General features: G+C 54.2%; 24 protein-coding genes and 1 pseudogene. 13 read left to right on the forward strand and 12 right to left on the reverse strand.

Translation table 11 applies throughout. From position 1 onward, the window contains the following. Positions 1-78: 78 nt before the first annotated feature. The gene (locus tag EI42_RS08935) at positions 79-933 is read right to left on the reverse strand and encodes an NmrA/HSCARG family protein (RefSeq protein WP_111321012.1); all 855 of its coding nucleotides are present in this window, start codon (positions 931-933) and stop codon (positions 79-81) included. 280 nt (positions 934-1,213) lie between these two features. On the opposite strand from EI42_RS08935, the gene EI42_RS08940 reads away from it, so the two are divergent. The 4 genes from EI42_RS08940 (at position 1,214) to EI42_RS08955 (ending at position 5,433) form a co-directional block, all read left to right on the forward strand. Further along, positions 1,214-2,272, forward strand: coding sequence for a LacI family DNA-binding transcriptional regulator (locus tag EI42_RS08940; RefSeq protein ID WP_111321014.1), 1,059 nt, complete (start codon positions 1,214-1,216; stop codon positions 2,270-2,272). Between the two features lie 39 nt (positions 2,273-2,311). Beyond that, complete coding sequence (locus EI42_RS08945) at positions 2,312-3,544, forward strand: glycoside hydrolase family 16 protein (RefSeq protein ID WP_111321016.1); 1,233 nt, start codon at positions 2,312-2,314, stop codon at positions 3,542-3,544. 247 nt (positions 3,545-3,791) lie between these two features. Continuing rightward, positions 3,792-4,211 carry a TIGR03667 family PPOX class F420-dependent oxidoreductase gene (locus tag EI42_RS08950; RefSeq protein ID WP_111321018.1) on the forward strand — a complete coding sequence of 140 codons (420 nt, stop codon included), beginning with the start codon at positions 3,792-3,794 and terminating at the stop codon, positions 4,209-4,211. 451 nt (positions 4,212-4,662) lie between these two features. Next, on the forward strand, positions 4,663-5,433 hold the full coding sequence (locus EI42_RS08955; protein ID WP_111321020.1) for a DUF817 domain-containing protein: 771 nt from the start codon (positions 4,663-4,665) through the stop codon (positions 5,431-5,433). Between the two features lie 39 nt (positions 5,434-5,472). Here the strand turns inward: EI42_RS08955 and EI42_RS34280 are convergent, their stop codons facing one another. Both EI42_RS34280 and EI42_RS34285 read right to left on the reverse strand, forming a co-directional pair. Next, positions 5,473-5,724, reverse strand: a complete 252-nt coding sequence (locus EI42_RS34280) for an aldo/keto reductase (RefSeq protein WP_211326091.1) — start codon at positions 5,722-5,724, stop codon at positions 5,473-5,475. A 28-nt stretch (positions 5,725-5,752) separates the two neighbouring features. After that, entirely contained in the window at positions 5,753-6,238 is a 486-nt protein-coding gene (locus tag EI42_RS34285) for an aldo/keto reductase (RefSeq protein WP_170142482.1), read from the reverse strand. Positions 6,239-6,366: 128 nt separating this feature from the next. Between EI42_RS34285 and EI42_RS34845 the strand changes: the two are divergent. The 4 genes and pseudogenes from EI42_RS34845 to EI42_RS08985 all read left to right on the forward strand — a co-directional run. Then, positions 6,367-6,432 (forward strand): annotated as a pseudogene (locus tag EI42_RS34845) (hypothetical protein); the annotation flags it as partial. A gap of 119 nt (positions 6,433-6,551) precedes the next feature. Beyond that, positions 6,552-6,824 carry a sigma factor-like helix-turn-helix DNA-binding protein gene (locus tag EI42_RS32425; protein WP_246046509.1) on the forward strand — a complete coding sequence of 91 codons (273 nt, stop codon included), beginning with the start codon at positions 6,552-6,554 and terminating at the stop codon, positions 6,822-6,824. 146 nt (positions 6,825-6,970) lie between these two features. Then, positions 6,971-7,468, forward strand: coding sequence for an RrF2 family transcriptional regulator (locus EI42_RS08980; RefSeq protein ID WP_111321030.1), 498 nt, complete (start codon positions 6,971-6,973; stop codon positions 7,466-7,468). Between the two features lie 75 nt (positions 7,469-7,543). Further along, positions 7,544-8,302, forward strand: a complete 759-nt coding sequence (locus EI42_RS08985; RefSeq protein WP_111321032.1) for an SDR family oxidoreductase — start codon at positions 7,544-7,546, stop codon at positions 8,300-8,302. A 21-nt stretch (positions 8,303-8,323) separates the two neighbouring features. Here EI42_RS08985 and EI42_RS08990 read toward each other — a convergent pair whose 3' ends face one another. Further along, the gene (locus EI42_RS08990) at positions 8,324-9,247 is read right to left on the reverse strand and encodes a GNAT family N-acetyltransferase (RefSeq protein WP_170142483.1); all 924 of its coding nucleotides are present in this window, start codon (positions 9,245-9,247) and stop codon (positions 8,324-8,326) included. Between the two features lie 303 nt (positions 9,248-9,550). On the opposite strand from EI42_RS08990, the gene EI42_RS08995 reads away from it, so the two are divergent. Next, complete coding sequence (locus EI42_RS08995; RefSeq protein WP_111321036.1) at positions 9,551-10,762, forward strand: acetylornithine transaminase; 1,212 nt, start codon at positions 9,551-9,553, stop codon at positions 10,760-10,762. A 68-nt stretch (positions 10,763-10,830) separates the two neighbouring features. Here EI42_RS08995 and EI42_RS09000 read toward each other — a convergent pair whose 3' ends face one another. The 6 genes from EI42_RS09000 to EI42_RS09025 all read right to left on the reverse strand — a co-directional run bounded on the left by EI42_RS09000 (position 10,831) and on the right by EI42_RS09025 (position 16,548). After that, positions 10,831-11,295 (reverse strand): PaaI family thioesterase, encoded by a 465-nt coding sequence (locus tag EI42_RS09000; protein WP_111321038.1) that lies wholly within the window; start codon positions 11,293-11,295, stop codon positions 10,831-10,833. A gap of 663 nt (positions 11,296-11,958) precedes the next feature. After that, positions 11,959-12,654, reverse strand: a complete 696-nt coding sequence (locus tag EI42_RS09005) for an MFS transporter (protein ID WP_246046510.1) — start codon at positions 12,652-12,654, stop codon at positions 11,959-11,961. Between the two features lie 319 nt (positions 12,655-12,973). Next, positions 12,974-13,831 (reverse strand): LLM class flavin-dependent oxidoreductase, encoded by an 858-nt coding sequence (locus EI42_RS09010; RefSeq protein ID WP_170142485.1) that lies wholly within the window; start codon positions 13,829-13,831, stop codon positions 12,974-12,976. Between the two features lie 188 nt (positions 13,832-14,019). After that, entirely contained in the window at positions 14,020-14,922 is a 903-nt protein-coding gene (locus tag EI42_RS09015) for an ABC transporter ATP-binding protein (RefSeq protein ID WP_111321044.1), read from the reverse strand. Positions 14,923-14,938: 16 nt separating this feature from the next. After that, positions 14,939-15,679, reverse strand: a complete 741-nt coding sequence (locus EI42_RS09020; protein WP_137686291.1) for a hypothetical protein — start codon at positions 15,677-15,679, stop codon at positions 14,939-14,941. Between the two features lie 2 nt (positions 15,680-15,681). Then, the gene (locus EI42_RS09025) at positions 15,682-16,548 is read right to left on the reverse strand and encodes an ABC transporter permease (RefSeq protein WP_111321048.1); all 867 of its coding nucleotides are present in this window, start codon (positions 16,546-16,548) and stop codon (positions 15,682-15,684) included. Between EI42_RS09025 and EI42_RS32430 the strand changes: the two genes are divergently transcribed. From EI42_RS32430 to EI42_RS09040, 4 genes are all read left to right on the forward strand, one after another. Further along, a complete protein-coding gene (locus EI42_RS32430; protein ID WP_170142486.1) occupies positions 16,547-16,723 on the forward strand; it encodes a hypothetical protein in 177 nt (58 codons plus the stop codon). The two genes, EI42_RS09025 and EI42_RS32430, sit on opposite strands and share 2 nt — an antisense overlap. A 33-nt stretch (positions 16,724-16,756) precedes the next feature. Beyond that, positions 16,757-17,455 carry a response regulator transcription factor gene (locus tag EI42_RS09030; RefSeq protein ID WP_111321050.1) on the forward strand — a complete coding sequence of 233 codons (699 nt, stop codon included), beginning with the start codon at positions 16,757-16,759 and terminating at the stop codon, positions 17,453-17,455. Positions 17,456-17,463: 8 nt separating this feature from the next. Beyond that, positions 17,464-18,540, forward strand: coding sequence for a sensor histidine kinase (locus EI42_RS09035; protein ID WP_211326093.1), 1,077 nt, complete (start codon positions 17,464-17,466; stop codon positions 18,538-18,540). Positions 18,541-18,848: 308 nt separating this feature from the next. Beyond that, a complete protein-coding gene (locus EI42_RS09040) occupies positions 18,849-19,865 on the forward strand; it encodes a lytic polysaccharide monooxygenase (RefSeq protein WP_111321054.1) in 1,017 nt (338 codons plus the stop codon). A gap of 85 nt (positions 19,866-19,950) precedes the next feature. Here EI42_RS09040 and EI42_RS09045 read toward each other — a convergent pair whose 3' ends face one another. Together EI42_RS09045 and EI42_RS09050 are read right to left on the reverse strand one after the other, a co-directional pair. Further along, positions 19,951-20,613, reverse strand: a complete 663-nt coding sequence (locus tag EI42_RS09045; protein ID WP_111321056.1) for a response regulator — start codon at positions 20,611-20,613, stop codon at positions 19,951-19,953. 1 nt (position 20,614) lies between these two features. Then, positions 20,615-21,832, reverse strand: a complete 1,218-nt coding sequence (locus EI42_RS09050) for a sensor histidine kinase (protein ID WP_170142487.1) — start codon at positions 21,830-21,832, stop codon at positions 20,615-20,617. Between the last annotated feature and the right edge of the window lie 81 nt (positions 21,833-21,913).

The raw sequence follows: 21,913 nt of genomic DNA on the forward strand, positions 1-21,913 counted from the left end.
TCTACAACCAATATCCTCAAACACAGTGACTGCACGAGGGAGAGAAAATGCAAGCTGCATCTCCCTCCGCACACCAGGCTATGCCAGAATAGCCTGCAATTGCTCCGCACCTTCCTTTTGCAGCCAGGTCGGAAAGTCCATTAGATCAGGATGGAGCTGGCGCAAAGCAGCACTATCGCCCTTAAAGCCGCCCGCTTCGATCAACTCATACGCCCGCGCAAGTTCTGAGCTCTGCTGACGAATCGTTTCAAGAGAAAGCTGTGTAAAGGTAACCTCATGCCCGGTTGCCTGGCTGATAGCGGCAACAATCTGAAGCGGTGTCGGCGCATCGCCAGCCAGTTCAAGCGTCTTGCCGAGGTATTGATCCGGCTCCTCGAATGCCAATGTGGCAAACATCCCGATATCACTGACCGCAATCATCGGATAGGGAGTATGTGGTTTCAGCGGAATAGCAAGCGTGCCCTGGACGACGCCATAGAGCGGATGCGCCATCGAATCCATAAAGCCAGCAGGCCGTAATATGGTTGCAGGCAAACCAAGCTTCCAGATATGCTGCTCGATCTCCCACTTGGGCGTATTCACGTTGTTCTGAAAAAGCTCTTCCGCGTTGCTGATCGACGTATAGACAAAATGGCGTACACCGGCTTCTAGCGCGGCTTCAGCAATATTCTTTCCCTGTTCGCTCTCCTGTTCATTATGAGGCAAGACGCTGAAGACGCCATAGATGCCCTGCATTGCTCGCACCACTGAAGCGCGATCATTCAGGTCACCCTGCACAATTTCGGCACCCGCACGCTGAAGCTGTGTGGCGGCCTCCGGGCGACGTACAAACGCCCTGACCTGCCATCCCTTCGCCAACAGATGCCGGGCCGTCGCGCTTCCCTGCTGGCCGTTTGCACCGAATACGAGAATCATGCGTTCTTTCATGCTCATCCTGTTTTCCTTACCTGAGATTTCAGATACCTACTTCATTTGTCCACAGTATATGCTCTATACGTGATGCATACAAATCCTATTCCACATATCGTTATGAAAATAGCACATAAGCCAGTACGCGATATCTTCTATCCCTCCGCTTTTCCCTTCCCATCGTCCAAAGAAGGAGTAGAGCAATACAAGCACCAGGAAACTTGCTACAAAAATACTTGACAGAAACCGGTTTCTCAGGTACTGTTCTTCCTATAAGCTGGTTCCACAAAGGGGAGCAACCGGAATGCAAGGAAGCAACACTCAGAGAAAGCTCACCATCCAGGACATCGCACGGCTGGCAGGCGTTTCAAAAGCGACTGTTTCACGTGTGCTGAACCACCGACCTTCCGTCAATCCAAGCCTGCGCGAACGCGTGCTGCGCACTATTCACGAATACGGGTTTATCCCGAATGCGACAGCGACAGGGCTCGCCAGCGGACATACACGCCTGCTCGGGGTGCTTGCCCCTCCTCTGACATGGCCCGCCATCCCTGAAATCATGCGCGGTGTCGCCGAATATATCGAGGGTTCCCCCTATGAAATCGTGCTCTACAGCATCAGCTTCGAGCGCAATCATTCCGATGTGCTTGACCGTATTCTCTCAATGAGCATGGTGTCTGGACTTCTGGCTATCCTGCCGGGTGGTCTCGGTCGTTATCTCTATCAGCGGTTTCATCTGGGCCTGCCTCTGGTGGTGATCGATGATCAGAAAGTCCCGGCACAGGTTCCCAGGGTCGGCATCGACAACGTGAACAGTGCATACACTGCCACGCGCTACCTGCTTGAGCTTGGCCACAGGCGGATTGCTCATATCCAGGGACCGCTACACTATCTTTGCAGTCAGGAGCGATATCAAGGATATTGTCGCGCTCTCGAAGAGGCGGGAATTACGCCAGACCCGAACCTGTTACTTCAGGGAAGCTTCGAGGTTGAAAGTGGACAGCGATGCGCGGAAACGCTCTTCTCCCGCCCCCGCAACGCGTGGCCCACCGCTATCTTTTCAGCAAACGATCAGATGGCCTATGGCGTTATGGATGTCGCCGAGCGGCTCGGGGTGCGCATTCCCGAAGATGTCTCGCTTGTTGGCTTCGATGATAACATGCTCTCGTCCCACCTCAGACCGCCCTTGACTACAGTGCATCAGCCATTCTCGGATATGGGCTTCAAGGCGGTTGAGCTCCTGCTGAACATGCTTGACTCACAGCACTCAAAACAGCAGGAAGAGTGTTCTATACACCTCCAGCTCCCCACACAGCTCTGCATCCGGAAGTCGAGCGGTCCACCATACTACCTTTTGTCCTGAATGGTACAGCGCAATAACATACAGAAAGGAGTCTACGTGATGAAGCGAAAGGTATTTGCAGTTCTGCTTGCGTTTTGCTGCATTTCTTCGATCTTCCTGCTCCAGCTCGGCAATAAACCGGCACCGGCACAGGCAGCCTCCTGGGATCTCGTGTGGAGCGACGAGTTCAACGGGACAGCCGGCTCGGGCGTAAATACCTCTAACTGGCTCTATGATCAGGGTACAGGCTATGGCTGCTCGGGTTGCCCGGCCAACTGGGGGACCGGCGAAGTCGAGGTCATGACGAACAGCACGCGAAACGTCTATCAGGACGGAGCCGGACACCTTGCAATCAAACCAATACGCGAATCCAATGGAACCTGGACATCAGGACGTATCGAGACACAGCGAACCGACTTTGCGGCACCGGCTGGCGGCATACTTGCCGTTGAGGGCTCCATCCAGCTTCCCAACGTCACTGGCGCTGGTGCGGCAGGCTACTGGCCCGCCTTCTGGATGCTTGGCGCACCGTTCCGTGGCAACTACCTCAACTGGCCAGGCGTCGGTGAAATCGATATTATGGAGAACGTCAATGGCCTGAATACGACCTGGGGTACATTCCACTGTGGCTACTATGGCGGCGGCCCCTGCAATGAGCCAAACGGCATCGGAGGCCAGCGCAACTGTTCCCCGACGACCTGTCAGGCAAGCTTCCATACCTACCGTATTGAATATGATCGCAGTGTTTCGCCGGAAGTGATCCGCTGGTATCAGGACGGCGTGCTCTTCTGGCAGGTCGAGCAGAATCGATCAGGCATGGATGATACCACATGGCGCAACGCCCTGAACCATGGCTTCTTCATCATCCTGAATGTGGCGATGGGTGGCGGCTTCCCGGGAGCCTTTGGAGGCGGACCGACCGGCTCTACCGTCTCTGGGGCACCGATGCTGGTTGACTATGTGCGCGTCTATACCTCAAAGGGCTCCGCTAGCACTCCCACACCTCCGCCTTCTAACTGCACCGATTTCAAGTACGGAGTCGATAAAACCGGCTCCACCACAGCACGGCCCTGGTTCCAACCCTGCGGCTGGACGGCAGGCTATGTGATCCTGCATTATACGCGCCCCGGCCTCTCCCAACAGAACGTCTATATGCATTACAACAGCGGTGCGGGACGTTGGGAATACGATGTGAGCGGCCTGAGTTCCGGGCAAACGCTACAGTATTCCTTTACCTATCAGCGCAACGGGCTCCAGTATGATACAGGATGGTCTTCCTGGACACAGAGTTAGCGACTGACCAGAGGGATCGGGCACAGACGTCCGGTCCCTCTTCTTCTCCGCTTCATGCATAGATATTTCTAGAATGTTCTTGCCAGGTATCTACCAGTAGCGATCTCAGCAAAAGTGTTCCCCACCAATAGAAAGCTTTTTGCATCTCTTTCATTGTTGTATTTAATTGCCTCTTCTCGCTCTATGGGGTATGATAGACAGAGAATAGCCTATTGCCACTTCGTTCTTCTGAGAAAGGATTGAAAGTATGCTCGATACGAATACAGAATGGGGAAAACACGCCGAGCAGCGTCTACGTTCCGATCTAATCGGTTGGTTGACAACGGTCAGCTCTTCAGGGAAACCCTTTACGGTACCTGTCTGGTTCCTCTGGGATGGTAACAGTATTCTGCTCTTCAGCCAGCCCGGGAAGCTGAAACTCCGCAATATCCAGCAGAACCCGTACGTCACGCTTGCACTGGATGACACCAAAGGCGGGGGCGATGTCGTCATTGTAGAGGGCACCGCTGAGCATCTTCAGGACCCCAACCTCAAGGCGACGCTCCCTGAGTACGTGCAGAAATATATCGCGAAGATGAAAGCAATGGGCTGGACAGCCGAACAAATGGCGAGCAACTATTCAGAACCCATTCGGATCACGCCCACCAAAATCAGGGCATGGGGCTAGATTCCTCCCAAAGAAAGAACCTCTTTGCCACACATGCCAGGGGTTCTTTCTCTGCTTCCTCACGCACAACATCACCGCATCATAGCTTATTTCTCTCCCCTTTATGCTCGCCGTCCACCAGAAACCATGTTCCCCATTGAGCAGAATTGTACTGGTGCGTGATGACATTCCGCCAGTAAGAGCAATGAATCCCCTCTATAAGTGGAGAGACAGGACACAGATGTAGAAGGTGCTTCTTGTGTCTTGCTCAATTTTCTGAAAACGATGGTGGAAGATGTCCTGCATCCTTATTTCATCAAAAACCGGGTAGCAGAAAAAGAGATCCTATACCTCTTTCAGGCTTGTCCCGAAACCACAGAAGAGACTCCTCAGTGCAACGAAAGCGATCACTCAAGACCTTTCTCCACGCCGCATCTCCCTCTTATACTCAGCATGAATAAGGAGGTTTTTTATGAAGCAATGGCTCGTTACTCTGGTCCATTTTGGCGTGCAGGAAGCGTTATCGTGTCTCTTTCCAGTACTCATTTTTGTGTCCCTTGCTCTGACGCAGCTTTTTGCCCTGCCCCAACGCTATGACTGGATGCTTGTCATCTGCCTGCTGATTCAATGGGGGATGTACCGCAGCGGGCTGGAAACTCGAACCGAGATAGCGCTGATCTCGCTTTTCCATCTCATCGGGCTGATCATGGAACTGTATAAGGTGCATATGGGTTCCTGGTCCTATCCAGAATATGCATGGACAAAAATAGGGGGTGTACCACTCTACAGCGGCTTTCTGTATGCCAGCGTTGCCAGTTATATCATGCAAGCATGGAAGCGGCTACAGCTCTCTATCCAACACTGGCCTTCCCTCTTACTGGTGATACCGCTTGGCATGCTCATCTACGCGAACTTTTTCACGCACCATTTTCTCCCGGATATGCGTTGGATCCTGATGGCGCTCCTGGTGCTGGTTTTCTGGCCCACCAGTGTGTACTTTACCGTCAATAAGCAGAGATATAGAATGCCCTTGCTGCTTGCGTTCCTTCTGATTGGCTTCTTTATCTGGCTCGCGGAAAACATCGCTACCTACTTCCACGCCTGGGCCTATCCGCAGCAGCTTCAGAGCTGGCACCCGGTCTCACCCGATAAGATCAGTTCATGGTTTTTGTTCGTGTTACTGGCACTATTTATCATCAGTCCTATGAAGCAGGCAAAACGCTATACTTATAAACCAGGATAAAAGGAAAGGGAACCTCCCACAAGGTTCCCCGTATCAACCTTATCGTCTGATCGAATCGTCCTCCTGCAAAAATTCCCAGGTCAGGTATTCCTCAGGCACGCGGCTCACTTCATCCAGTCGTGCAAGCTCATCGACAGTCAATTGAATATCAGCAGCCGCCAGATTCTCCGCAAGCTGATTTGAGCGCTTCGCCCCCACAATCACGCTGATAACAGCCGGCTGATGCAATAGCCACGCAAGCGCGATACTCGACACCGGGGTCTTATGCGCCTCCGCAATCTCCCGGAGCACATCCAGGATGGCGAATCCCCTTTCCCGATCAGCCCGGAGGGAAGGTGAACTTCGTATGGCGATCCTCATCGCTGCCCTGCTGCTCACGGCTATATTTGCCCGACAGGAAACCGCCAGCCAGCGGGCTCCAAACCAGCAAGCCCATCTTCTGATCTTGCATCGCCGGAATGATTTCGCGCTCCAACTCGCGCGCAGCAAGCGAGTAATACACCTGGTTGCTCTTGAATGCATGCAATCCGTTTCGCTCAGAGATCCCTCGCGCCTTCATGATCTGCCAGGCAAACAGGTTCGAGCAGCCAATGTAGCGCACTTTGCCGCTCCGAACCAGATCATCCAGCGCTCGCAGCGTATCCTCCCAATCGGTGAGCCGATTGTGAATCTGATAGAGGTCGATATAGTCGGTGCCTAGCCCTTTGAGACTTGCTTCAACCTGCCGCATGATGTGAAGCCGCGATAGCCCGAGTTCGTTCGGGCCGGAACCAACACGCCCACGTACCTTTGTTGCTATCAACACGTCCTGACAATGTCCTTTTGAGGCCTTGCCAAGCAGTTCTTCAGAGCGCCCAAAGGATTTTTGTCGTGAACGAACAGGATTCCTGAACCCAATGGTATGAGCCACTGAAGCGCTTTACGGCCTCAAAAGTGCAGGACCCCACAGCGGTCGATGACATTCTTCAGGATACGTTCTTGAAAACCTGTAGCCATAGCGCTAGCCTGCGCGCCCCTCAGAAGCTCCGTTCCTGGCTGTATCAGATTACCGCAAACACGCCGATTATTACCGCAAGCAACAGCCGCTCATCGAAATCGAGGACACAACCGCGCTTGAGATCGAGGAACCAGAACATACATCTGATCTTCTTGAGAAAGCAGCCGCTGCTGCAAGAAACATGCTGCCACTCCTTCCGCCGCTCTACCGTGAGGCACTTGAGCTGACCGACCTTCGTGGGATGTCACAAAAAGAACCGGGGGAAAAGCTCGGTATCTCTTTCTCAACAGCTCGTTCCCGAGTTCAGCGGGCACGCCAGATGCTCAAAGATCTGATGCGGGGTTGCTGCCGAATCGTCACAGATCAGTACGGTAACATCCTTGAATATGAGTAGCTTCAGGTGAGGTCTCGCCTGAAGCGCCGGGGCCGCCCCAGAAAGCAGCCGATCCCACAATAATACAATCCCTTGACAGCTTCTCGAATAATATGATACGCTCTTGACAGATATCGTAGACAACCCTTATCTCTAATTGGAGCATTATGAAATTCAGCATTGGTGTAGAATATGGCCTGCATAGCCTGCTCTGCCTTGTACAGCTCCCGGAAGGGAACTATCTGGGCATCAAGGAGCTGGCAACCTATCTCGGGATATCGGAAACATATCTCTCCAAAATCATGACCAAGCTCCAAAAAGCGGGTCTTGTCCACTCTACCCCTGGTGTCAAAGGGGGGTACGAGCTGGCGCATCCAGCAAGCGAGATCACGTTCTGGGATGTTGTCGAAGCTGTCGAGGGGCGCTCTCCGTTCTTTCAGTGCCAGGAGATTCGCCGAAACTGCGTGCTCTATGAAGGCAAAAAGCCGCGACGTCAAGGCATGTGTAAGATTCATCAGACGATGCTGGAAGCAGAGAATCTGATGCGCGAATTCTTAGGGCAGAAGACGCTAAGCGATCTCTATGAGCGCTTTAGCCAGGGCGTAGAACCGGAATTTCTTCAAGCCAGCGAGGCATGGCTGCGAAACGCTGCAACCGAACGATGAGGTGTTTTTTTATTCCCAATTAGAGATAACATCTATCTTTAATAGAGCTTATAGACGAGAAAGGAAGGAAAAAGTATGTCAACGATATTGGTAACCGGGGCGACTGGCAAGCTAGGACGCGAAGTGGTGTATCAGCTTCAACAACGTCAACATGCTGTGCGTACTTATAGTCGACAGGCACCATCTTTTCAGAATGTTGCCGTCTATCAGGGCGATATCCGCACCGGCAGCAGCCTGTTAGAAGCGACCAACGGCGTCGATGCGATCATTCACTGCGCCAGCCTGCGAGACGAAACCAATGCAACAGAGCTTCAGGGCATAGAGCGCCTGCTTGAAGCCGCACAGGGTCGACCGCATATTGTCTATATTTCCATCGTTGGCATAGACAAAACAACGTACCCCTACTATCAGGCTAAATACAGGGTTGAGCAAGTTCTGCAGCAATCGGGCGTCCCTTATACTATCCTGCGGACCACCCAGTTTCACAACTTCGTCCTGAGAATCATAACCGAGGCAGAAGATCCAGCTACGGGAACCATCACGATTCCTGAGCGCATGCGCTTCCAGACCATCGATATCGCCGATGTTGCCCATGCATTGATTGAGTTTGCCGAACAGGGGCCAGCCGGACGTGCTCCCGACATGGGCGGGCCGCAGATTCTTTCCCTTGAGGAGATGGTTGAGATCTACAAACAGATATACCACAAGCAAGCAACCACTCAATATGACCCAAACGGGACCCTTCTCAGCGTTTTTCAATCAGGAATAAACCTGGTACCAGAACGAGCGGTCGGCCGTATTACCTGGGACACATTTCTACGTAACCGTGCATAAGGGCTTCGCTTGCCAGGCTGCTTATTCCAGCTCAAACGCGACAGGCCATATTACCCGGCCCGGTGCTCGCTGTTTGTGTTGCACCATAGAAAGATAGGCTTCGATGATCTCAGAGCCAAATGAACACATCATAGCAGCCTTCCATGTGGTACACGTTGCCGCACCAAATGCCGGGGTAGACGCCGAGGAGGGATGCAGTGGCAGCACGTATTCTTCCTCGGAGATATTTGAGGAACAAGCCATAATTGCGACGATCGCCCGGGCGGCCTCGTGATCCTGCGCGAGGAAAACAAGCGGTTTTGTTGGTTCCTTGCTATGCGTACGCGTATAGCCAACAATCTCCCCCTCGCGTGTATAGACGGTTGCCTGGATGGTTGGATTCGGGCTGAGCCAGTCAAGCAGGTCAGTGCCCGGGTCCAGCGCCGCATCAACGGCCCCCTCTTCATGCTCCCAGAGCGCGTGTAAAGCCGGAACATCCTCATAGATAGGCTTCCGCATACAGACTGTACCGGCCCCCCGTTTCTCGCAGGGTACAACCAGCTCTGAAACTCCAAAAGCGCCCGTCTGATAGCCAAAACGCGGATAATAGTCGGGATGACCGAGCAGCACGCTTCCCTGATAGCCTTTTGCCGCAGCTAATCGATGCCCTTCCATGATAAGCTGGCTGCCGATTCCCTGGCCCTGATATGCCGGATCAACCGCGATCGGCGCAAGGTTTACTACCGGAACCGTCTGCTCAAGCAGACGCATACGCTGCGGCGAAAACAGGGCATGCCCGACGATATGGCCATCTCTTTCAGCAACCAGTGATAATTCGGGATCGAATGACCTGCGCTGGCGTAATAAGGCAACAATTATCGCCTCTGTCGCGCGATTATCGAATGCACGGGCATGGAGCGCGCCAATAACTGCATAATCGCTGAAGACCTCAGATCGAATATTCATATCATCATTCTCCTTATAAGAGACAATCCCTCTCTTTTGAGATGATATCATGCCCGCTCAAAAGGAGCAATAATGGAAAGAAGGTCATCTATAGCAGAAAAGACGACGCATCACAAGGCGAACCTCTCCACCTTCTCCCAGTACCAATACCCCATATACTTGAAGCCAACAGCGGCCAGAGTGTACAATAGACCGCAACTGATGAGTTCCCGGCGTTGCGATCCTTCAGTTTCCAGCCGCCGGGGCTCTTCTTTTTTTATACAGGTCTTTGCGTCCACCCATTTTTGAAAGGACCTCTTACGTATGACAACAGTACATGAACGCGATTGGGTCGCCCTTGAACACCAATATTATCAGGGCACATTTAAACGCCTGCCGCTGACACTTGTGCGCGGCGAGGGAGTTCGTGTCTGGGATAGCGAGGGCAAGGAATACCTTGATCTGGTAGCGGGTATTGCCGTCAACGTGCTCGGATACTGTCATCCCGCGATTATCAAGGCAGTGCAAGAACAGGTCACGCAGCTTGTTCACACATCAAACCTGTTTTATAACATTCCGCAGGTTGAGCTGGCAGAACAACTGGGCAAGCTCAGCGGCGGCATGCGCTCCTTCTTCTGCAACAGCGGCGCGGAAGCCAACGAGGCAGCCATCAAGCTGGCCCGCAAATATGGCCGCTTGCATCGTAATGGAGCCTACGAAGTCATCAGCATGCACAACAGCTTTCACGGTCGCACGCTTGCCACCACAGCCGCCACCGGTCAGCCCTCCTATCAGGCCGCCTGGACCCCGCTTCCAGACGGCTTTCAGCAAGTTCCATTGAACGACCTTGACGCCGTGAAGGCAGCCACCAGTGAGAAAACTGTAGCTATTCTGGTTGAGGTTGTACAGGGCGAGGGTGGCATCTGGCCTACTACTAAAGAATTCATGCAGGGCCTGCGCCAGTGGTGCGACGAGCAGAACCTTGTGCTGATCTGCGACGAGATTCAGGCAGGCATGGGCCGAACAGGTACTTTCTTTAGCTGGGAACAGTACGGCATCCGCCCGGACATCGTTACGCTGGCCAAAGGGCTGGCAGGCGGCGTGCCCATCGGCGCAATGCTGACCGGACCGCGCACCGATCTCTTCACCCCTGGCGAACACGGGACAACTTTTGGCGGCAACCCGCTTGCCTGCTCTGCCGGTGTCGCCACTCTCAAAACCATTCTTGAGGAGAAGCTGATTGAGAACGCGGCACAGATGGGTGCCTACTGGCACGAACACCTGAGTTCTCTGTGCAGCAAGTATCCCATCATCGACAGCCCGCGAGGGCTCGGCCTGATGCGTGCCGTGCATGTCAAGCATGAGCTTGCCCCCGCACTGGTTGAGCGTGCAATGGCACATGGACTGTTGCTCAACAACCCGTCAAAGGATACCATCCGCATGATCCCACCTCTGACGATCACTCGCGCCGACCTGGATCAGGCGGCAGCGCTGCTCGAACGGGCGCTACAGGATGTTACCGCAAGCGTACAATAATCGGCAAACAAGCTGTGGGTTGCTCTCTTCGGAGAGAGCCCACACCCTGTATCGATTCGGAGTGTATTTCACGTTTTCGGAGCCAGACGAACCGCTATTACCTCGCCACGTGCACACACTTCGTCCTGTGAAAACACACCGCACTCCACCCGCATCTTGCGCTCTGTCTGCTCCCTGACAGTAGCCCGAAGTGTCACAGGATGGGCCATCGAGGTTGGCTTGAGATACTGTAACGATGCCGTTATATAAATAATCGCGGGCTCACTACTCCAGGCAACGTTCTCATCGCGATGCGCGACCATCATCGCGGTACAAACACTATGGCAATCAATCAACGAAGCAATAATCCCGCCAGAGAGAATATCAGGCCAGGCAGCAGTATGATGCGCTTGAGGCCGCCAGACACAGATTGTTCCCTCTCCATCTTCTGCCCAATAACTCTTCAGTTGCAGCCCGTATTGATTATTACAGCCACATCCCCAACAATAACTGGTACTGCCTGCAAAGATATCCTGAAAAGCACTTTTCTCCACAGCATAACTCTTCCTTTTATTTACCTGTTACACTACATAACAATCATACTTAATCACAAGTTTTTTTGCTTTGTCAAATCGAAAATTGCACGTGGAGCAAAAAATTCAGGCTTACATATAAATAGCACAACCGCGCTCTTCAAGCCGACACAACCAGCGTGGTACCGCTCTTAACTTATTCCAGCGCACTGATAGCTTTCTCTTCCTCAAGTATTTCCTGACTATGACCCATGCCCACTTTCTCCTTTTAGAATCAGGCGCCTCCCGCTAGATCGCTACCAATGCCTCAACGTGGAAGAAGCGGCAACAGGATCGTATCCATCTCTTATCCCTGCTGCCCTCGATCACCATAAGAAACTGGGGATAAAGGAAGCTTGCTACCGGCAACCTCTTAGCCAAAGAAAAGAATCGCATGCCCATTGCTTTTCCCCATTACAATCACCCGTCACTGAATCGGCCCAGGAAGCCCCGTCTTCAGGCAAGAGAGGAATAAGTGTCTGTTCAGATGACGTTCATTGGCATGCGATTCTTACGGTTCACTCTGTACTACAAGCGCTATCTATGGAGTAGAAGCCCGATCAATTGCCCCAAACGCTTCGGCGCCCAGTTCCCAGTTCAAGGCCTCAGCATTTTCCCGAGCATGGTGAGCGCTTGTTGCACCATCTACGCGCCAGCCGGGATAGGCTCTCCTTTGGGTTCGTGAGCGCGTGACCGCAACACGATAAGTGCGATCAGCAGTCCAACAGCCATCGGAATTGCAGCGATCAGGAAAGCGTTCTGTATGCCCTGATTCAGCACACCCTCGATATTGCCACCACTCAACCCGCTTACGCCAGCATAGGCGACCGCCTCAAACACCGCAAGGCCAAGCGCGTTCCCGACCTGCTGCGTGGTACTTGCCATCCCCGACGCAATCCCCTGCTCCTGCTCATGCGTACCCGCCGCTGCCGCAATCCACATGGCAGTCCAGACGATCCCCTGTCCCAGACCCGCGATAATCCCAACAATCAACAGGTTCAGCAGGTACGGACCAGATGGCGGCAACACAAACGCCAGCACCACAAACATTACCGCACCAATAGCGAGACCAAGTGCCAGCGTGGCACGCGTCCCGATCCTGGTCGCCAACGCTCCACCAAGATTCGTCCCGACCATGACCGCCAGTGAGAGCGGCAATGAGACAAGCCCGGCTTCCAGTGGCGAAACATGATGCACCTGCTGGAGCCAGATCGTCAACAGATATGGCTGCACTCCAAAGGTTCCCATGAAGATAGCAGTAATCCCCATCGACGCGATCAAGCTCCGATTGCGGAACAGTCGCAAGGGCATCAGAGGTTCTTTCGTGCGGGCTTCGATCACAAAGAAGACGACAAACAATACCAGCGACGCAAGAATAATTCCGATGCCAGACCGAGCAAAGCCAGAATCCAGCCAGCATGTCGCGTTTTACCACTCATAGTTATGTCCTTTTGAAGACTCCTGATGTTCTTCGCCCCATTTTGGAACAAACAGTACAACTTTTTCTGGAATGACTGGATTATATTCCAAAAAAAAGTTGTGATGTCAAGCGTTTTGCAGACCACAATCAAGAGTTTTCTCGGCAGACATAGAAAAAGGGCAGCACTGGCATGCTTACCCCTCGATTATTCATGAACGATCGGTCAAATGATCCTGCTTTTTAGTGCTCCTTCGGGACAGGTGGCCCCTGACGCAGCGTAGCCCGCGTCACCTCTGGATCTGGTTCCATCACATATTGCAGGCCCCAGGTCGTCCCCTCGGCAGCATAGGCGCGCAGAAGCTCCTGCCCCTTCTCATCATGCATCTGGAACAAAGGCAAATTGATGACAATATCAAAGGGCGTGCTTGCTACACGACGCTCCTCAAGCAACTGTTTCATCTGCCGCACCTCATCAGGCATGATTGTCCTATAGGAGCCATCCGGATTGACCGCAAACGGTGTCGCGCCATCGAAGCGAGCGGCGCGGGCCAGTGGCTTCTTACGCGGCCATAGCCAGCCGATCCAGATGGGAATGCGTGGCTGCTGCAACGACGCGGGTAGCAGCGTCACCTCCTTGATGTGGTAGAACTCGCCATCAAAGCTGAAAGGCTTGCCACTCCACAGGCCCTCAAAAATGGCCAGGCTTTCATCAAGCAAACGTCCACGCTTCCTGCTATCCATCTCCTCGCCGAACAGCTCAAAACCCCGATCATGCTCATCACCCGAGCCGATCCCAAGTATGAGCCGCCCACCGGAAAGATGATCCAGCGTTGTCGCCTCGCGGGCCATTTTCCAGGGACGCCGCCGCGTAGGAGCAGTCACCCAGGGACCGAGTTTGACCCGCTTGGTGCTCAACGCCATCGCCGTCATCGCCATCCAGGGATCATTGGCAGGCAAACCTTCAAACCCTTGCATCTGAATAGTATCATTCAGAAAAACGCCATCCCATCCCGCTTGCTCAGCCTCACGAGCAAGCTCGGCCAGCACACGCACATCGCTATACTTGCCAAAATTGGGAAACACGATGCCAAATTGCATATCCTCAATCTCCTCTTTGTAGAACAGAAACTTGCTCAAGATCCCCATACATGAAAGACATCCAGAGCATAATAGATCAGCTATATACTGGTTCCATTTATTCTATTCCTTCGCTCCTGTCTTCCTTCTGTCGGGTATTCTAGAGTATGACACCGTGTCAGAGTCAAGCGTTTTTCTAAGCATACAATCTAGAAGACCGAAACCTGCTGACGCCGCTCTGCATGCTGACGCCGCAACCAGACATACCCATCTTCCAGCGTTGGTGCTACCGGTTGCACAGCTCGCACCGGCCCATCCGGTTTCGGACCAACCACTCGATATAGCACCTCATGCCGCTGTGGAAGCGCCGAGATGACACTGAGCTCTCGTGGCAAGACCGCATCAGGCGTAGCCAGCAATTGCCACGTAGCACCCTCTGCCGCCGCAGTCAACTGGCGTGTGAAGCCATCAAAGACCAGTTGTCCCTGATCGAGCACGGCCAGGCGCTCACAGGTTTGGCTGATATCCTCCACAATATGGGTTGAGAGAATCACAATTCGATCCTCGGCAAGCCCGGTCAGCAGGGTGCGCAGGCGTATTCGTTCTTCGGGATCAAGGCCAGCGGTCGGCTCGTCGATCACAATTACCTGAGGATCACCTAGAAGCGCCTGAGCAAGCCCCAGACGCCGCTTCATTCCTCCGGTATAGGCACTTACCTTCTGGTTCGCCTTCTCGGTCAGGTTCACAAGCTGAAGCAGGGCATCGATCTGTGTTCGTCGCTCGCGTCGCTGATAGAGCCCTTTGAGCAGGCCCATGTAATCCAGGAACTCCCGGCCCGTCAATTCGGGATAGAAAGAGAGCTCCTGCGGAAGATAGCCCAGGCTGGCTCGCATCGCCTTGCGCTGTGCCCGCTGCCTCAAATCAAACGCACCGGCAAGCACGCGCCCGCTCGTTGGCTGCAACAACGTCGCCAGAATGCGGAGCAAAGTCGTTTTCCCGGCTCCATTGGGCCCAAGCAGGCCGAACATACCACGCTCAATCCGAACAGAGATCGCCTTTAATGCTTCATATGATCCATAGTGCTTTGTCAGATGATCAATCACAATTTCCATAGTATGGCCCTTTCATTCACTGTTTTTCGTTCAGCAATCGCTCTTCTCGTCGTAAGAGCCACCAGTTACAGAGAGCGCATCCCGCCGCAAGAGCCAGCAACGTCAGACGGTTGATCCACCAGTCGGGCGCATCCTGCCCTCCTGAGAAGGTATAGGTGATAAAGAATGGATGGAGCGCCTCAATAGAGGATAGTTTCTCGTATAGAAACAGCGAAGCAACCAGCGGGAGGACAGCAAGCAACAGGCCAAGCGTTGCGTTGCGTGTCAACAGAGATCCAAGCAGGCCGAGCATGCTCATCAAGCAGAAGGGAGCCAGCCAGCCGAGCAGAAACCAGAGCGGCCCCTGTTGTCGCGCATAGTCCACGCCAAGCGCAAGCGTCCAGCCCAGAAACACCATCGAACACAGCAGCAGCCCGGAGCAGCTCAACAACAAACGCCAGAGCACCACACTATACAGCCCTCGGGAGGTTGCCATCACCACCGAAAGCAGTGGATCACCGACAATCAATACACTGGCAAGCAGGCCCGCGAAGAGCCCGATACCAGGTTCGAGCATAAAGCGACTTAGCACGCCCGCATTGTACATAAATTCCGCGCTGCCCCTCTGCACCTGAAACCAGACGAGCAGGCCGGCCACAAAGAAGCCAAGCACCATCAACAGAAACAGCCACCAGTTCAGCAAGCGGAGATGATACCAGAGCAACAGCGCCTGCTCACGCATCGGCATGGAACGCCGCTCCCCTGAGTATTTCAGCATCTTCATGCTCGCTCCTCCCTCCGCTGCTGCATGACAAGGCTGCCATACGTCAGACAGAGCGCCACAAGCGTCGTTAGCAGCAAAGTACCAATGTTGAGCAGAGCCAGCTCCATTGACGGCTTGAAGGTTGGATCAACGTAGGTGGTGGGTGGCGTGGGAAAGAAGATCGGCAAAACAAGCATCCCGCTTGGATTGAATGGTGAAAACACCAGCCCGTACCAGCCTGTCCCGATATTCAATTCAAGCCAGAGCAGAGAAAACGCGACCTGAACGATACGTACAGGGAGCAGACTCGCCAGCAAGAACGTGACCGCCACCGCCGCAAGCATCGAGGGAATCAGCACCAGACAGGAGGCCTCAAGAAACTGTAGCTGAAGCTTCGCGGGCCAACCAACCAGCACCGCAGCCAACGCACAAAGCTGGACCGCGACCAATGCCGGAAGCAAGACGGCAAGCATATTTCCCCCGATCTTACCCAGGACATAGCGTCCACAGCCTCCCACGCTCGTTCGTTGCAATTGCCATGTGCCCAGACGCTTCTCGCGCTCCAGGCGATCAACCACCAGAAACGCCGCCATAATTCCGAAGAACATCGCTCCATACATCATCGCATTCCATACCAGTAGATGCGCCAGATGCTCAGCAGTGTAGTGTTTCTGTACATAGATAGAGTCAGGGGGAAGCGCCCGCAAAGGAATCGCGCCCTGAAGGGTCAACAAAATCAACAGCCCGGTCACGCAGCCATACGCGATCCAGAAACCTGGCCGCCGCCACTGCATCAGCAGTTCGGCCCGGAGTGCTCCCAGAACCTGGCTGCATCCCGCCAATATGCCCCGCCCGGGAGTCACACGCGGAAGATGCTGTATCATGCAAAAAGCTCCTTTCTCTCAACAAGCAGTCGCGCTATCCGTGAGCGACTTGCTTGCACCTCAGTCTACCCGCGCAACATTACAGCTTCAGGGAAAGAAAGATAAACAACAGGTTAACAACAGCTCAACATTTGCGATCCCGGCTTCATCCTTCTGGCATCTTCCGACCCGATGAGCCATAATGAGAAAAAAACAGGGGGACAACACCATGAGAGAGGTTCAGCTACCTGCAACCGTGCTTGTTGTAGACGATGATATTGCCATCGGCCAGCTTCTTAAGGACTTCCTGAAGGCCGAAGGGTTTCATGTGCTGGTGGCAACAGACGCGGACAAAGCGCTTGCCATGCTGCACCAGGAGCCGATTGATTGCATGATCCTTGATGTGATGATGCCCGGGCGTTCTGGCTTCGATCTCTGTCGCCAGATCCGCGAAACAAGCGACCTGCCTATTCTTTTTCTCAGCGCGTATGACAGCGATCGCGAGAAGCTCCGGGGATTTGGCCTGAAAGGGGATGACTATATCTCAAAATCGGCCTCTCCTGGTGAGATTGTGGCCCGCGTCAAGGCAGTGCTCAGGCGCAGCCAGAGGGAACAGCCAACCACCAGAGTGCTCGATTTTGGTCGTCTCGTGATCGATCTGACCGCCCATGAAGTGCGTGTGGCAGGTCGCCCGGTTCCTTTTACGACTCGCGAATTCGCGCTACTCAGTCTGCTCGCGGAACACCCGCGTCAGGTCTTTACGCGTGAGCAGCTCTTTGAACGCTTCTGGGGTGATATCGGCGACCGGCAAACGGTTACGGTCCATATTCGGCGCATTCGGGAAAAGATCGAGGAGAACCCGGCGGAACCACACCATATCATCACTGTGCGTGGCGTCGGCTACCGCTTCGAGGGGGAGAAAGAATGAAACAGAGCATGAAACAGCGCTCGCTGCATAGCTGGCTCACCTTCTTCTGGATGCTCTATGCCGTGCTACTCCTTGTCACCATCGCCGTCTGCTTCCTGATGCTGACCACAACGGGCGTCTCCAATGCCTCGCCTGTCCACCCGGGAACTGCGCTTTTCTTCGGCTTCATCCTCCTGGTTCTCCTGATCATGCAGGCGCTTCTGGCTGCCGCGACCGCGTGTTTTCTGCAACGCTCCATCTTCCACCCATTAAGCGCTATCGGTAAAGCAAGCCAGCAGATCGGACAGGGAGATCTCACATTCTCACTTCCCTCGTCATCGACACGTGAGATGGCCGAAGCCATTGCCGCGTTCAACGCAATGGGACAGGCTCTGCGCGACTCTCTGGCACAACAAAACCGAATGGAGGAGGAACGTCGCTTCTTTATCAGCGCGATTGTGCACGATCTCCGCACGCCGCTATTCTCCTTGCGAGGTTATCTCGAAGGAATCGAGCAGGGGATTGCGGATACTCCCGAGAAGATCGCCCACTATCTGCGGATCTGCCGAGAAAAAGCGGACGCACTTGAGCACCTGATCACCGACCTCTTCACCTATACACAGCTCGAATACCTTGAACTCCTGCCGCAGCGCGAACCGACCGACATCGCGGCCCTGCTGACCAAAAGCGTTGAAGCGATCCGTCCTCTGGCGGAGCAAGCAGACATTACGGTGACCGCAACAGGTGATACACCGCCGCTGTTGAACGTGGATAAGCGGCTCTTCGCACGGGTTATCGACAACCTGCTTGAAAATGCACTTCGTCATACACCAGCGCAAGGCGTTATCTCGATTCGCTGGCAATGGCAAGGGGAACACCTGCACTTTACCGTCGCTGATAGTGGTCCCGGCATCGCTCCGAACGACCTTCCGCGTGTCTTTCGGCCACTCTTCCGGGGCGAGGCTTCGCGTAATCGCAGGACCGGCGGCGCTGGTCTGGGCCTGACAATCGCCCGCCAGATCATGCAGGTTCATGGGGGAGAGCTCTCTGTCAGCAATCAGGAAGGCGGGGGCGCGATCTTTCAGGGCACACTCCCACAGGGATGATTGTTGCTGAAATGGCGCGTACGCGCCAATCGTTTTGTTTAGAAATCTGAGTGTTGTGTCAGATTCCCTCACTCCTCTCCTCTTTCACTGTTTTACCTATTTTTCGATACTATTCAGTACTATTCAGTTTTTCATCAGTAGCCGTGTTTGCTTGACCATCATACCTGTCATATGGTACAAGAAAAACAAAAGCGCCCGGAATACTGCTGTTAGATCACGGAAAACATGATTAAGGACAACGTTGACGGAGTGCGTTTGAATGTTCGCCGGTTATTGTTGCCAGGGAATAGAGAGGATAGGAGGAATCGATGTTCCCGCACAGCAAGCAAACGAGATGGGCCGTGCTCGGGCTGGTTCTTGCCGCGTTGATTGTGCCCGCGCTTCTGGCCGCATTTCTTCCCACCCAAATCGTCAAGGCGCATGGGGCGATGACCTCGCCTGCCACGCGCACCTACTTCTGTTATCTGGAAGGACCCGAAGACCCCGACTCACCGGCCTGTCAGGATGCGGTCGCGATAGGAGGAACGCAGCCGCTCTACGACTGGTTCGCTATTCTGATCTCGAACGCAGCCGGGCGTCATCGCGAGATTATCCCTGATGGGCACCTCTGCTCAGCCGGGACTACCAAGTATGCCGCCTATGACGCCGCTCGCACTGATTGGCCCTCGACAACACTCCAATCAGGCGTAATACATACCTTCAAATATGCAGCATGGGCTCCCCATCCAGGCACCTTTGAGTTGTATGTCACCCGCGATGGATATGACCCGACGCAGCCGCTCAAGTGGTCCGATCTGGAACCGCTGCCCTTCAATACGGTAACCAATCCGCCAATCGTGGATGGCGCATACCAGTGGCAGGCACAGCTTCCCGCAAACAAGAGCGGGCGTCATATCATCTACTCTATCTGGCAGCGCTCAGATAGCCCCGAAGCATTCTACAACTGTTCCGATGTCGTCTTTACCGGCGGCGGCACTCCGACCACGCCGACCCCGACGCCGACACAAACGCCACTGACCTGCAAGGCAACGGTGAAAATCGATAATGCATGGCAGGGCGGCTTCCAGGCCACTATCAGCGTGACCAATACCAGCTCACGTTCAGTTGCTCCCTGGGAAATTGGCTGGACCATGCAAACAGGTACATCAGTCACGAATGGCTGGAATGCTACCGTTACGCAGTCGGGCTCACAGGTGACAGCGAAAGCTCCCGACTGGAACCGCTCTATTGCGGCGGGCGGCTCAGCCTCGGTGAGCTTTGTCGCGAACGGGTCATCTAACCCGCCACCAAGCAGTGTCACTCTGAATGGAACAGCGTGCAGCTAGACAGCCTCTCTGCACTCCTTCGCTTCACAGAGAACGTCAGCCTCTCTTCAAGGCTGGCGTTTCTCATCTGAAGGTGTTCACCCGGTTACAGCCCCATTTCACGCGCCTTGATTGCAGCCTGCGTGCGATCACGAACACCCAGTTTGCCGAAAATGCTGCTCAAATGATTCTTGACGGTGCCACCCGTAATGTAGAGCGCCTCGCTGATCTCCCGGTTAGAAGCACCCCGGGCAACCATTGCCAGAATCTCGCGCTCGCGTTCGGTCAACTGCGATCCCGTGCTTTCCTGGTGGCTCTCTGGCGGCGCGGCAGGAATCGTCCAGGCCTTTTGAGCGATCTCCGGTTGCAGCAGCATCTGCCCCTGAGCCGCCATCCGAATCGTCATGGAGAGCTGTTCGGCGGAAATATCCTTCAGCAGATAGCCGAGCGCTCCTGCCCGCAGGCCACTTTGAATAAGCTCGGTATCATCAAAGGTGGTGAGAATCACAATATGGCTATCGGGCCAGCGCGTTTTAAAAGCCTGTGTTGCGGCGATACCATCCATTTCTGGCATCCGAATATCCATCAGCACAACGTCGGGGGCCTGCTGCTGATCCCGTAATTGCTCGGCAAGACGCAGGGCCTCGGCTCCCGAAGAGGCAATGCCCACAACCTCAAAATCGGGCTCCATCTCGATTAACTTGCGAAAACTCTCGCGTAAAAGGCGCTGATCGTCCACGATCAAGACACGAATGCGTTGTGCTCCCATATCAATGTATTCTCCTCTTCTGATCTGTATGCATCGGTAGCCTGACCTCCACTCGCCAGCCTCGACCCGGCTCTGCGCCTGTTCGGAAGGTGCCCTGTAACTCCTCTACGCGTTCCCTCATTCCCTGAAGCCCAAAGCCAGATGAGGAAATCGCGATCCCACCACCATCCCCATTATCTAACACCGTCAGTTCAGCCTGCTCCTCATCGGTGCGCAATAGCAGGAGTACCTTGTTGGCCCGCGAGTGCTTGCTGATATTGGTCAGCGCCTCCTGCGCACAGCGATAGAGGGTACCCTTCTGCTCAGCCTTTGGTTCGACAGTCAATTCGTCCAGGTCAAGCGCAACCTCACACCCCTTATTCACCACCTCAAACTCAGAAACCAGCCGCCGCACCATGTCAGCCAGCAGTTCCTTCGTTCCCGGGCGCAACGCAGCAACCGAGCGACGGACATCAGCCAGGCACTCACCGGCAACCCGTCGAGCCTCATAGAGCTCCTGACGCAGGCTCGGGTCACCACGCTCTTCCAGCTTAATCGCGGTCTCTAACTGTACAGCCAGCAGGGTGAGGGAATGCCCCACCGAGTCATGAATTTCTCGCGCTATCCGGTTTCGCTCACGCATCGTTGACCATTCTTCCACCTTCTCCGCGTACTGTTGAAGCTGTTCGTTCGCCTCAATGAGTTCCTGATGAGACTGCTTCAGGGCCTCTGTCAATTTCTGGGAATACTTATGCGCTTCGATCAGTTGCCGCATCACCTTCACCAGCGCAAAGGAGAAAAACAACGATATCAGAAATGAGCCCAGATCACCCAGAGCAAGGCTACCGCCCAGGAAAACCATGACAAGAATGCCGGTCAGCCCGAGCCCGGCAATGACAAGAAGCGCAAACCAACCCACGACCGCCGTTGCAATCCCTACACAGGCCGCCGCGGTGAGCCAGTTGAGCCCGAGTCCAAATAATGCGAGAACAAGAATAGCAGCCGAAAGAAGCGTTAAGAGGAGTAAAAGCAGCGTCCGCATCTTCCCACCTACTCTATCTATGAGAAAGGCAACTGTTGCCCAGAGTGCGGTACAGACGATACCCACCAGCAGCAACGGAAAAGTCAGATGCCTCGCCGTGAGGACCGAGCTGATAAACCCGACGATGCAGCAAAGATAAAAGATAGTATCAAGCCAGCCCCAGGCAACAGGCTGGCGCTCAGGCTTTATCTGGCTCATGTGCTCCCCCTTATGCAATCCTTCAATCCATCCCTTGATTATACTGAACCACATACTTCTGTGCCAGTGACACCGGTCATA

The organism is Thermosporothrix hazakensis, from assembly GCF_003253565.1.
GTDB classification, from domain to species: domain Bacteria; phylum Chloroflexota; class Ktedonobacteria; order Ktedonobacterales; family Ktedonobacteraceae; genus Thermosporothrix; species Thermosporothrix hazakensis.